11 protein-coding genes and 2 pseudogenes are annotated in these 12,092 nt (G+C 65.9%); 11 read left to right on the top strand and 2 right to left on the bottom strand.

Annotation, left to right across the window (positions count from 1 at the left end):
* Positions 1–596 precede the first annotated feature (596 nt).
* Positions 597–899 (bottom strand): hypothetical protein, encoded by a 303-nt coding sequence (locus H7290_RS14045; RefSeq protein ID WP_290514638.1) that lies wholly within the window; start codon positions 897–899, stop codon positions 597–599.
* Between the two features lie 189 nt (positions 900–1,088).
* Here H7290_RS14045 and H7290_RS14040 point away from each other — a divergent pair.
* From H7290_RS14040 to H7290_RS14010, 7 genes and pseudogenes are all read left to right on the top strand, one after another.
* Positions 1,089–1,488: pseudogene (locus tag H7290_RS14040) on the top strand (transposase); the annotation flags it as partial.
* Positions 1,489–1,781: 293 nt separating this feature from the next.
* The gene (locus H7290_RS14035; RefSeq protein ID WP_290514637.1) at positions 1,782–2,798 is read left to right on the top strand and encodes an Lrp/AsnC family transcriptional regulator; all 1,017 of its coding nucleotides are present in this window, start codon (positions 1,782–1,784) and stop codon (positions 2,796–2,798) included.
* Positions 2,795–3,703, top strand: coding sequence for a polysaccharide deacetylase (locus H7290_RS14030; RefSeq protein ID WP_290514636.1), 909 nt, complete (start codon positions 2,795–2,797; stop codon positions 3,701–3,703). The genes H7290_RS14035 and H7290_RS14030 overlap by 4 nt, the downstream gene beginning before the upstream one ends.
* On the top strand, positions 3,700–5,010 hold the full coding sequence (locus tag H7290_RS14025; RefSeq protein WP_290514635.1) for an MFS transporter: 1,311 nt from the start codon (positions 3,700–3,702) through the stop codon (positions 5,008–5,010). The genes H7290_RS14030 and H7290_RS14025 overlap by 4 nt, the downstream gene beginning before the upstream one ends.
* Complete coding sequence (locus tag H7290_RS14020; RefSeq protein WP_290514634.1) at positions 5,007–5,786, top strand: SDR family oxidoreductase; 780 nt, start codon at positions 5,007–5,009, stop codon at positions 5,784–5,786. The genes H7290_RS14025 and H7290_RS14020 overlap by 4 nt, the downstream gene beginning before the upstream one ends.
* Before the next feature lie 12 nt (positions 5,787–5,798).
* Positions 5,799–6,821: a ketopantoate reductase family protein gene (locus tag H7290_RS14015; RefSeq protein ID WP_290514633.1), complete on the top strand. Its 1,023-nt coding sequence runs from the start codon at positions 5,799–5,801 to the stop codon at positions 6,819–6,821.
* A complete protein-coding gene (locus tag H7290_RS14010; protein ID WP_290514632.1) occupies positions 6,818–8,005 on the top strand; it encodes a M20 family metallopeptidase in 1,188 nt (395 codons plus the stop codon). The genes H7290_RS14015 and H7290_RS14010 overlap by 4 nt, the downstream gene beginning before the upstream one ends.
* A gap of 600 nt (positions 8,006–8,605) precedes the next feature.
* On the opposite strand, the gene H7290_RS14005 is transcribed toward H7290_RS14010, so the two are convergent.
* Positions 8,606–8,899 carry a hypothetical protein gene (locus H7290_RS14005; protein WP_290514631.1) on the bottom strand — a complete coding sequence of 98 codons (294 nt, stop codon included), beginning with the start codon at positions 8,897–8,899 and terminating at the stop codon, positions 8,606–8,608.
* A gap of 367 nt (positions 8,900–9,266) precedes the next feature.
* Between H7290_RS14005 and H7290_RS14000 the strand changes: the two genes are divergently transcribed.
* The 4 genes and pseudogenes from H7290_RS14000 to H7290_RS13985 all read left to right on the top strand — a co-directional run.
* Positions 9,267–9,572 carry a nucleotidyltransferase domain-containing protein gene (locus H7290_RS14000; protein ID WP_290514630.1) on the top strand — a complete coding sequence of 102 codons (306 nt, stop codon included), beginning with the start codon at positions 9,267–9,269 and terminating at the stop codon, positions 9,570–9,572.
* A gap of 47 nt (positions 9,573–9,619) precedes the next feature.
* Positions 9,620–9,898 carry a DUF86 domain-containing protein gene (locus tag H7290_RS13995; protein ID WP_290514629.1) on the top strand — a complete coding sequence of 93 codons (279 nt, stop codon included), beginning with the start codon at positions 9,620–9,622 and terminating at the stop codon, positions 9,896–9,898.
* A gap of 546 nt (positions 9,899–10,444) precedes the next feature.
* Positions 10,445–10,831, top strand: a pseudogene (locus H7290_RS13990) (cysteine dioxygenase family protein); the annotation flags it as partial.
* Between the two features lie 93 nt (positions 10,832–10,924).
* The coding region (locus tag H7290_RS13985) for a CocE/NonD family hydrolase (protein ID WP_290514628.1) at positions 10,925–12,092 on the top strand (1,168 nt) is incomplete at its 3' end.

The following is a 12,092-nucleotide window of genomic DNA, read 5'->3' as shown; positions in this document are numbered from 1 at the left end:
CGTCTCCTGGACTACCTTGAGCATGGGCGTACCTTCCCGAACCAGCGCGCCAACGCCGGTCCTGATCCGAACCTGATGTCTTGCAGATCATCCTCGGGAAGGTGCGCTCCTTCACGTCACCCGGCCAAGGGCCATCCACAGGCTCTGATCATTACTCATCTAACTCTGGCGAGGAGCTGTCCGACGCACGTGTGGATTCTTGTCGACGCTCCTCGAGAACTAGTACTTCAGCCGCAGTTATGTGGGAGGCGCCTTTGGTGGCGTAGTGGCATCGCCGGGCGCGGGCCTGGCGTAGTCGCAGCCAGGGTGACCAGTCGAGGACGGAATCAGTGGCTTGTTGTGCTGCCAGATGGGGCCAGCGAGCAGCCGCCCAACCTCGGGCACCGTCAGCGGGATCAGCTCCTCGACCGTGCGGGGCGCTCCCTTCCTGCGCCGGCCTCGGCGGTGGTGACGATGAGGAAGGCACGGGCCAGCATCGCCCCGTGATGTGTCGACACCAGCTGTCGTAGCGTCGGACTGGTACTGGTCCAGGCCGACCTGGCCCGTGGCGGTCCGGAAGGCTTCCTCAATCGCCCAGCGGGCGCCTGCCACGTGCATCAGCTCGCGAAGCGGGCGCATTTGGGGTCGTAGCGCAGGTAGTAGGCCAGGTCATCGGGATCGGTCAGGTTGCGTTTGACCAGCAGCCAGTAGCTGTCGTCGCTCTCCAGGAGCCGGATCGCAACTCCCCAGTGATATACGCGGGGTCCCCTGGAGTCGGCGCCGGGTGAGATCTTCCATGCCTGAGCCTGCAGCGTGGTGGCGAGGGCGTCGGCTCGGAGCTCGGCGACCTTGCTGGCTGCGCCGTTATCGATGGTGGCGATCACCCGCTGGTTGACTGGAACCGCAAGCACGTAGGGCATCTGACGTTGTTCGAGCATCATCCGGAGCTCGGAGTGTCGGTCGTAGACCCTGTCGCCGGAGACCCAGTCGGCCGGCGCCCCGGCGTCCAGGGACGGCCAAGCATCCGTATCGCCAGACCAACAGTTTTGGCTTGGCCTGACTCGCGCGGGGTTGGTTAGAGACTTCATCCTTTGGAAACGAGGATGGACATGCCGAAAGACACCACCGCGGGGAAGCCGACCACGCGTCGCTACAGCCCTGAAGAGAAGGCCGCTGCAGTGCGAATGGTCAGGACGGCGCGTGCCGACCTAGGTACCGAGCGCGGCACGATCCACCGCGTTGCGGCGTAGTTGGGGCAGGGCACGGAGTCGGTGAGGTCCTGGGTGCGCCAGGCCGACATGGACGAGGGCCGCGGGTGTCAGCAGCGCTGACGCCGTACAGGTGAGGATGCTCGAGCAGGAAAATCGTGAGCTCAAGCGGGCCAACGAGATACTCAAGCGATCCCACCAGTTTCTTCGGGGCGAAGCTTGACCGCCAACACAAGAAGTAGCCGCGTTCATCGAAGCCAACTGCGACGATGTGGTCGCCAAGCTCCTGGGGGTAGGGCTTCGGCATAACGCTGATTCTTCCAGCGAGGACGAACTTCACAGGTCAGGTGTCAACCAAAGTCGGGGCAGTCCCAGCTGAGGTCGGATCCGCGGGGGTCGCGCCAGCCACGGACCGAGCGACATGACTATCGCCAACCTCGCCGACCTCGGGATCGACGACGCCGACCACACCCCCAATAAGCCTGGCACGCACGCTCTTCAACGGTCTCGATGAGCGCTCCAATCTGTCGCGCTGAGGAAATAGAGTGCAGAGATACTTGACAATGACGGATTTGATCATTCATTATCCTTCGCATGGTGGAAATCGCCGAACTGGATCAATTGAACCGCCGTATCGTCATGGCGCTGCAGCTCAACGGCCGCGCGTCTTGGAAGCAGATCGCCCAGGCTCTGGAGGTGGCGGAGTCGACGGTGACGCGCCGCGGACAGCACCTGCTGGCAAGCCGGACGGTGGCGGTGACCGGAGTTCTCGACCACCTCCGTTGTGGTCTTGGCATTTCGGTGTATATGCGCTTTCGGACCCGACCGGGTCGGTCTCTCGCCGTGGCCCAGTCGGTCGCCTCGCTTTCGACCCCGCGGTTCGTGACGGTAATAACCGGCTCGTTCGACGTGGCGGCGGAGGTCGTGGTCAAGAGCCACCGAGACCTCACGACAGTCATCGGTCAACTCGAGAGTATCGGCGACGTCCTGGAATCCGAGTCGATGGTGGTGATCCGGAAGTTCACCGCCTTCGAGGAGTGGAACCCCGGAGGCTTCGCCGGGCGGGCGACCGATGTCCTGCGCAACAGCGGGACCGTCACCGACTACGCCCACCGCGACTGGGTCGAGCCCGAACGGCTGACTGAGCAGGAGTTCGCAATTGCCAAATTACTGGCCGAGGACGGCCGTTCGACCTACGCCACCATCGCGACGCGCGCCGGGGTAAGTGAGTCGACGGCTGCTCGCCGTGTCGAGTCCCTAGTCAAGCGGGGCTGCCTCCGGTTCCGCACAGTTTTCGAAGCCTCGGTGATCGGACTAGACGTGGAGTTCCTGCTGTGGCTGACCGTAAAGCCCGCTCACCTCGAGGAGGTCGGCGAAAAGCTAGGCAAGCATCCCTCGACGAGGTACGTCAGCGCTGCTACCGGCCGATACAACATGATCCTCCAGGGCGTGCTGCCCTCGTACGGCGACCTGTACCCCTACACGACACACGTCATTGGTGAGTTGCCGGGTGTGGTGTCTGCTGATCTCACCCTGCAGGTACAGACCCTCAAGCGCGCCTGGGTCCCCATCGACGCAGATGGTCGTCCCTCGAAGAAGGAGACTGAATGAGCAGCGAGCCCTGGCAATGGTCGGAGGAGACGTGGCGCGGCCACGTGGAACGTGTTCGCGCCGGCCGGGATCTGACCCCGGACCGGTGGCCCGGTGACGCACGCGTTGCCGTCGCCATCTCGTTCGACTCCGACCACGAGACGATCCCGCTTCGCGACGGCGAGACGAGCCCGGGGAAGCTCGCCCAGGGCGAGTACGGCGCCCGGGTCGCTGCCCCGAAAATTATGCGGCTGCTTCAGGAGTATGACGTCCCGGCCTCGTTCTTCATGCCGGCGGTCGCTGCCATGCTGCACCCCGAAGAGGTCGACCTGTACGTTGCTGGGGGCCATGAGATTGCGGTTCACGGATGGATCCACGAGCGAAATATGCTCCTGTCCCGGGCGGACGAGCTAGATCTCACGAGCCGTGCCGTTGACGTCCTGGAGAAGATGACTGGTACCCGTCCGACCGGGATCCGTACGCCTAGCTGGGACTTTTCAGACAGCACGCTGAGCATCATCGCCGAGCTGGGGTTCGTTTACGATTCCTCGCTCATGGCCGACGACCAGCCCTATGAGCTGCTCGCCGATGGCGAGCGGACAGGCATCGTGGAAATTCCGGTGGAGTGGATCCGCGACGACGCCCCTTATTTCATGATGGAGCGCTACGCGGGCCTGCGGCCGTACATGCCGCCTCGTTCGGCCCTGCAGATCTGGGTGGACGAGTTCGATGCTGCCCGGGCGGAGGGTGGCCTCTTCCAGTTGACTCTCCATCCCCACATCATCGGTCACCGCTCACGTCTTGTGGTGCTGCGCGCACTGCTCGACCACATCTGTCAGCACAGCGACGTTTGGCTCGCCACTCATGCTCAGATCGCCGATCTGCTGCGTCCGTCCCCCTACAACTCCTCAGGGGAGTCTGCATGACAACCACCAAGGCGGGGGCCCCCGTGACGCCCGACACCAAACTGAACCCCCGGCAGCGGAAGGCGATTATCGCCGGCTCGATCGGCAACGCCGTTGAGTGGGTCGATTGGGCCCTTTACGCGACTCTCGCGCCCATCTTCGCTGGACAATTTTTCGCCAACGAGGACCCGATCGTCAATCTGTTGGCGACCCTTGCCATCTTCGCCGTCGGTTTCGTGATGCGACCGATTGGTGGTGCGGTCATCGGTGCGTACGCGGATCGTCACGGTCGCAAGAAGGGCTTGACCCTCACGATCGGCATGATGGCCGGTGCCTCCATCCTCATTGGCATCACGCCAACCTACGGTGCGATTGGCGTGCTGGCCCCAATAATTCTGGTGCTCGCCAGACTGCTCCAGGGCTTCTCCGCGGGTGGTGAGTTCGGGTCGTCCTCTTCGTTCCTGGTCGAATCCGCGGCACCCGGACGCCGAGCCTTTGCCGGATCGTGGCAGCAGGTCTCGGTCGGCGCCGGCGTTCTCCTCGCATCCGGCACCAGTTACATCCTCACGTCACTGCTTAGCGAGGGCGCGATGGCCAGCTGGGGATGGCGCGTTGCCTTCATCCTCGGCGGACTCCTGGGTCTGATTGGGCTCTGGTTGAGGGTTTCGGTCGAAGAGACCGACAGCTTCACCCGCGCCAGCGACGAGGGCAGAACTGGCGTGAAGCACCCCGTACTTGGCGTGTTCCGTGACCACCCCAAGGCCGCGTTGCGGGTGGTCGGCATCACGATCGCCGGCACCCTGCTCTACTACATGTGGATGAGTTACATGCCCGGATACGCGAGCACCGTGATGGGCATCGACCTCAACGAGGCATTGCTTGCCAACATGATCGCGGCGGCGTACTTCATCTGCCTGCTCCCGTTCGTGGCGCTGCTCTCAGACAGGTTCGGTCGCAAGCCGACGATGTTCGGGTTCGCCTTCGGATTCCTCATCTTTGCATTCCCGGCGTTCGAACTCCTCGAGCACGGCACCTTCGGCACGCTCCTCCTGGTCGAGCTCATCGGGGTGACCTTCTTGGCCGGGTACTCCGCCAACTGTGCCGTGATCATGTCCGAGCAGTTCCCAGCGGAGGTCCGGGCGACCGGGATCGGAGTGCCATACGCCCTGGCGGTGGCGCTGTTCGGTGGTACCGCGCCCTATGTCACCACTTGGATGGCCAGCGCCGGATACCGCGACTTGACCTGGCTCTACGCCGCCGCCGCAGCCCTGATCGGTTGCGTGGTCTACGCGACCATGCCGGAGACGAAGGATAAGGAGTTCGTGTGACCCAGCGTCACGTGCTGGTCACCGGTGCCGCGGGCGGCATCGGCCTCGCCTGTGCCGAGTCGTTCGCGGCCGTTGGTGACCGGGTGACCGGTGTGGACGCTAGGTCCCGGGAACTGGAGCAGGCGATGACCGCCCTGGGCCTTCGCTACGGCGTGGAGACTCACGCCCTGATTGCGGACCTCGCAAGGCCTGGATGCGCCTCCGTGGTGCAGGAGGCCATCGCCACGGCTGGGCCCGTCCAGGTTCTTGTCAACGCCGCAGGCATCTACCCGGCGACGCCGCTCGCCGAGATGACCGCAGACGGGTGGGACCGCGTCCAGCACGTCAACGTGCGCGCGCCGGTGCTGCTGACCATCGCGGTCGCTCGGCAACACGTTCCCTGCTCGGTCGTCAACATCAGCTCCGGAGCAGCTACGCGGGCCAGACCTGGAGCCGCGCACTACTGCACCTCCAAGGCGGCGCTGGAGATGGCGACCAAGGCGTGCGCCGTGGAGCTGGCTTCCGCCGGAGTGCGGGTCAACGCGGTCGCCCCCGGCTTCGTCGAGGTCAACAGCCCGGTCAATCCGGTCACCGAGGACTACTCAGTCGCGGTGTCAAGGAACCCACTCGGCCGGGCGGGCAGCCCGACAGAGGTCGCCGCCGCAGTGTTCTGGCTGGCCAGCGATGGCGCCAGCTTCATCACCGGGGCGGTCCTGCGCGTGGACGGCGGCGCCACTGCCGGCACGACCGACCTGCCCACCCACTTTCCGACCACCACCACCCTGCAAACGCCCTGATCGAGGAGACACGTGAGTTCACCGCAACAGCACACCCCTTACACAGTGGTCGGCGCCGGCGCGATTGGCGGCACCCTTGCCCATCACTTGGCCAGCGCCGGACACCAGGTGACCGTGGTCGACGTCGACCGGGAGCACATCGCAGCAATCTCCGCCGGCGGGATCTCGCTGACCCGTGGCGAGGAGACTGTCTCGGTACCGGTGGTCGCGGCCTTCACGTCCCAACACGGGCCAGAGACCGTCGGGCGCGTCCTGCTGGCGGTCAAGGCCCAGGCCACCGAGGAGGCACTGGACTGGATCGTGCCCCGGATCGCCGATGACGGCTTCGTGGTGTCGTTGCAGAACGGACTGAACGAAGAGGTGATCGCGGCCCGAGTTGGCCGCGAGCGCACCGTCGGCGCGTTCGTGAACCTCTTTGCCGACGTCGTCGGTCCCGGTGTCATCCGCGACGGCGGGCTTGGCGCGCTGGTGGTGGGGGAGATGGACGCCGAGGTCTCCCCGCGCGTTGAGTCAGTGGTCGCCGATCTCCAGTGTTGGGGTCCCGCCCGTGCCACCGCCAACATCTCTGGCTACCTGTGGTCCAAGCTAGGGTTTGGCGCGATGCTGAGCGCCACCGCCCTGGCGGACGCGCCCATGGCCGACCTGATCGACCGACACCGAGAGCTGATGCACGGGCTGGCAGCCGAGGTATTCGAAGTCGCCGTCCGGCTCGGGATCGTCCTAGAGCCGTTCGACGGGTTCGACCCGACACCGTACGCAGGTTCCAACGACGCGGCCAGACACGCGGCCACCGACGGGCTGGTGGCTTGGCTCAGGACCCAATCCAAAGACCGCAGCGGAATCTGGCGCGACCTCGCCGTACGCCACCGGGCCACCGAAGTGCCCACCCATTACGGCCCCGTCTTGGAGGCCGCTGCCTCCGTCGGTGTAGACACCCCGCTGGTGCGGGGGATGCTGGAGCAGATCGGCAAGCTCGAAAATGGTGCGGCCATGTCCGAGGACCGGCTGTCCGTCCTCGAGGGCGGTCCGGCATGAGAGCGCTGCCCCCCGTCGCAGTAGTCGACGACGTGGGGGCCGAAAAAATGCACGCCTGGCTCCTAGAGCGGACCCACGATCTCGTCGCCGACCTGGTGGCGCTGGCTGAGCTGGAGACACCCAGCGACGACCTTGAGCTGCTGGCCCGGGGTGTGAAACACCTCGAGGAGTGGGTCATCGAGCGACTGGGAGAACCGACGGGCCGCGCAGCCCACATTTCGGAGAAGCATGGCCCGGTGCTGGTGCTCGACTACCCAGGCTCTGGCAGTTCCACCTTGGTCGGGCTCTGCCACTACGACACAGTCTTCGATGCGGGGACGTTACGGACGTGGCCAGTGCGCGTCGACGGCGACCATGTCTCCGGACCGGGCGTCTTCGACATGAAGGGCGGTATCGTCCAACTGGTTTGGGCGTTGCGGGTCCTCGCCGAACTGGGCGTGCCTCGACCACCGGTCCGGCTCGTGTTCAACGGTGACGAGGAGATCGGCAGCCCGTTCTCGAGGCCCCTCCTCGAGTCGGCCTGCGCGGACGCCGCTGCGGTGCTGGTGTTCGAGGCGAGTGCAGACGGCGCGGTCAAGACCGCCCGTAAGGGGGTAGGGCTTTTCAGCGTCACCGCTCACGGTGTCGAGTCCCACGCTGGTCTCGACCCACTGGCCGGTGCTAGCGCCATCGACGAGGTCGCCCGTGTCGTCACCACTCTGCACGACGCCGCGGACTTGAGCCTGGGCACCTCCATCAACGTCGGGACCCTCCATGGTGGCAGCCGCGCCAACGTGGTGGCAGGCTCCGCGCGCGCCAACCTCGACATCCGGGTGGCCAGCGACGAGGAGCGAGCTCGTGTTGACCGGCTACTCGCCTCGCTCGCGCCGCGCGACAACCGGGCGCGACTGGTCGTTACGGGAGGGTGGAACCGGCCCGTGATGCCGCGAACGGCTGGCATCGTTCACATGTACGAACTGGCCGGCGCAGTGGCGGCACGGCTGGGGATCGACCTGCTGGAGGCCTCTGTGGGCGGGGCCAGCGACGGGAACTTCGTCGCAGCAATGGGAATTCCTCTTCTCCACGGCCTGGGGGCCGTCGGCGGGGGGGCTCACGCGCGACACGAACACGTCAGCATCGCCGGAATGGTCGAGCGTTCCGCCCTGGCCGCAGGTCTCGTCGCAGCCTTCGCCCGCGCGCACTGACCTAGCTAGGTACGCGCGTTCGTCCTCATCGAGAGTGGGAAAGTTGTTGATGAGTGCTGAGAGGCGCACTGGCCGATCACGCTGCGGGATGTAACGATCGCTAACCGGATCTGGATGCCGCCGCTGCGTGTTGCTATCGCTCACTCGTAGCCGACCGCGCCGTGCCGAAGGTGGGGAAGCAACGCTGCCACTGCCGATTGTCGCGTTGGTGTTGCTGATGCATCCCGAGTGCGCCTGCTAGGTAGCCTCGTTGGGTCATCCGATAGTCGCAACTATCCACGCAATGGTGTCGGTGACGCTCGTACGTGGACGTCTACTAGCCGTTAACTCCGTCAAGATCGCACAGATGGATCTCGGTTCGCGCAAGCGAGGACAAGGCGTACGACGCTGTTCCAGCAGGTCAACGCCGGTTTGCGCCATTGAGAGCAACTTCGACCCAAACGCCTACTCAACTTCAAGGGGTCGCAGGCTCAAATCCTGTCAGCCCGACCGAAGCAGTCGCAGGTCAGAGGCCGTTTTCCGTTCAGGAAGGCGGCCTCTCGCCTTTACACGCCACGGTTGCACACCTATTCCGCACACCTTTTGCAACGATCGACGGGGTCATGGTTCGAGAGGCAGGGCGAAGTCCGGCCACAAGTAGGAGACCGAGCTCCGGGTCTTGACCGCGGCGTCGAAGACGGCGCGGAGGATCGTGTAGGCGTTGCGTCTGGTGGAGTCGCTGAGCCCTTTGCGGCGGAGCTCGGCCAGCCACCCGTCGACCGCGCTCGGCCGCACCCGGTGCATAGGCGTCGCGCCGAGCTGGCTGCCAATGATGTGGTGGCGGGCCACGGCCGCGTATACATCGTCTTCGTGCTCGTCTTGCGGTCCGAGTTCGCCAGAGTGGTCACGATCCACGTCTCGGCATACTGGTCGACCAGCTGCCGGGTGTCGCGGGCCGGCAGCTCCTTCTTCAGCCTGGCTCGGACCTCCTCGGCCTCCTGACGGGTCTCCTTGGCGGTCTTTCCGATGACCGTCGCGCGCCCGCGGACGCCGTCCGCATCGGTGTGGCGGATCTGGATCTGCCAGCGACCGTCCTTGCGCTGAACAGGTCGAGATCCTTCGCCGTTGGCGCGTCGGGTCGGTGTGGCCATGGACCAAGCGTATGACCGGTCGACCTCGGCGAACCCGATTGCCGACGAGCTGTGGACAAGCAGTCGCTTCCTTCGCGGCTCATCGGTGGGAGACTGTTAGCGAGGGCTCGACGATGCGAGAGGAGGCAGCCATGACAGGACCGCTGGTGATCGATCGCCACGCGATCGCGGCGCTCTGTCGCAAGTACGCCGTGCGGCGCCTCCTGCTGTTCGGCTCCGCGGGTACGGATCGTTTCGACGAAGCGACCAGCGACATCGACTTCCTGGTCGAGTTCGACGACGCACCTGTGAGTCGCTTCGATGCCTACTTCGGCCTCAAGGAAGACCTTGAGGACCTCTTCGGGCGCCCGGTCGACCTCGTCTCGGCGGCTGCCCTGGAGAACCCGTACTTCGCCAAGTCGGTCGCCAGCACCAGTCGAGAGTTGTATGCAGCATGAGGCGCCGGCGCTGATCTGGGACGCCAGACGAGCGGCGGGTCGCGTCGTTGAGTTCGTGGCGGGTCGGAGCTGGGACGACTACCAACAAGACGTCATGCTCCGCTCGGCGGTCGAGCGACAGTTCCAACATCATCGGCGAGGCGCTCAATCGGCTCAGCAAGGTCGATTCAGCCACGGCGGACCGGGTGCCGGACCTCGCCCGGTTCGTCGCCTTCCGCAACGTCCTGGTCCACGGCTATGCGCAGATCGACGACGCCTTGGTGTGGGAGGTCGCGTCCACCCGGGTACCGGAACTGACAACTGTGCTGGCTGGGCTTCTGGATTAGTCATCAGAGGTGTCCCCTGAACGAGGCATCACTAGCGCGAGCTGAACCAGCCGTCAGGTCGCCGCCCCCGGCGGGGTTCGCAGCCGCTCGAGCTCGTCGCTCACGCTGCTCCACTTCGCCTCGTCCAGCTCCCCGTCCTCGGCGTGTGCGCGGAGCTGGCTGCTCGAACATCCACATCAGCCAGCCCCCCGGCATGTTGTTCGCACCACGGATCAGCCCGACCTTGGTCGTGGGCGCGAGAGCCACTGCCCCGGTGCGGGGAAGCCGGCACACGGCGGAGACCGGCAACCCGGTCTACGCGCTGACGTCTGACGTCCTCCAGCATGGCGCGTGCCTGCGGCGCGATGCAGAGTTGAAGCGAGCAATTGGTCGGCCCCACCCGGCGTGCGCAGTACTCCGCTCGACGAGGAGGTGAGGGTCTGGGTCTCTGAGTCGTGCCTTGCGTCGCGACCCTGGTAGGCGGGGCGCGTCACAGCGCCCAGAAAGCCGCAGTCGGAGGCGCCGGGTCGTACGCGGACGGACCGAAGTCAATGGCGGAGAGGCGGACACTCGCTCGTCGCGCTGGTCTGGCGGCTCGGACAGGCGACGCTGATTCACGACCACCGCTGCTGGTGCGTGGTCGGCGTGCTCGAGGGTGAGGAGAACCAGGAGCGCCTCGACCTGGTGGTGCAGGGGAGCCGCAAGGCGCTGCTCCTCACTGGCAACGTGCGGCAGGCGGCAGGCTCGGTCTGCGCCCTGGTGCCGCCCCAGGAGAAGATCCACCGCGTGAGCAGCGCGGCCGGCGCCGGACTGACGGTGTCGCTGCACGTCTACGGCGCCGACTTCGCCAAGTGCGGCAGCAGCATGAACGAGGTCTTCGATGATGCGCTCGTGCAGACCGACGTGACCACAGCCGAGACCGGTGACCGGCTCTCCTGGCGCGAGCACCCCTGACGCCCACACTTGACGACTTCCGCCGGCTGATGTTGGGTGGAATTGGAGCCTCGGTGGACTCGGCCACCCGGGCACTCTCCCCGAGGTTGTGTCGTGACTCGTTCATCCCGCCCCTTCGTGACCGCTCTCGCTGCTGCTGGGTTGGTGGTCGCCGGACTCAGTACCCAGACCGGCCAGACCGCCAGCGGTGCCCCCGCTGCGGAGCGGCCCTACCAGCTCCAGAACGGTCGCTCGGCGCCCGTCAACAGCTATCGCGACGCCATTCGCGAGACGGTGTGGGTCACCGCCCCCGACTACGACGGCGACGGCGAGGCCGACCGGGTGGCTGCCGACATCATCCGGCCGGTCGAGGCCGAGCGAGCCGACGTCGACGTACCGGTCGTGATGGACGCCAGCCCCTACTACCTCAGCGTCGGCCGCGGCAACGAGGGCGAGTTCAAGTCGTACGCCGAGGACGGGACGCCCGAGAAGTTCCCGCTGTTCTACGACAACTACTTCGTGCCTCGCGGCTACGCCTTCGTCGCGGTCGACATGGCCGGCACCGGGCGCTCCACCGGTTGCGTCGACCAGGGCGGTGTCTCCGACGTCGGCTCGGTGGAGGCGGTCGTGAAGTGGCTCAACGGCAACGCGGAGGCGGTCGACGCCGAGGGCCAGCCGGTCACGGCCGACTGGACCAACGGGCGTACGGGCATGATCGGCAAGAGTTATGACGGCACGCTCGCCAACGGCGTCGCGGCGACCGGCGTCGAGGGCCTCGAGACGATCGTGCCTATCTCCGCGATCAGCTCCTGGTACGACTACGACCGCTCGCAGGGTCTGCCGTTCAGCTGGGACTACCCGACGGGTCTTTCGCGACGCGTTGCCGACAACCGCACCGAGCCGATCGACTGCACCGAGACCCTCGAGGGGATGGCGGCCGAGGACAGCGACGAGACCGGCGTCTACGACGAGTTCTGGGCCGAGCGCGACCACCGGCGGGGCCCGACGACGAACCTCGACAACGTCGAGGCGAGCGTCCTCGTCTACCACGGGCTTCAGGACACCAACGTCAAAACCCGCAACTTCTCGCGTTGGTGGGCCGGCCTCGGCCGCGAGGGCGTGACCCGCAAGATGTGGCTGACCCGCGTCGGCCACGTCGATCCCTTCGACACTGACCGCGAGCGCTGGGTCCGGACGCTGCACCGCTGGTTCGACAGCGAGCTGATGGGGATCGACAACGGCATCCTCGACGAGCCGGCCGTCGACGTGGAGGTGCGCCCTG

The organism is Aeromicrobium sp., from assembly GCF_014378035.1.
Taxonomy (GTDB): Bacteria; Actinomycetota; Actinomycetes; order Propionibacteriales; family Nocardioidaceae; genus Aeromicrobium.
Note: the sequence above shows the minus strand (reverse complement) of the source record. Positions and strands in the feature narration are given on the sequence as shown.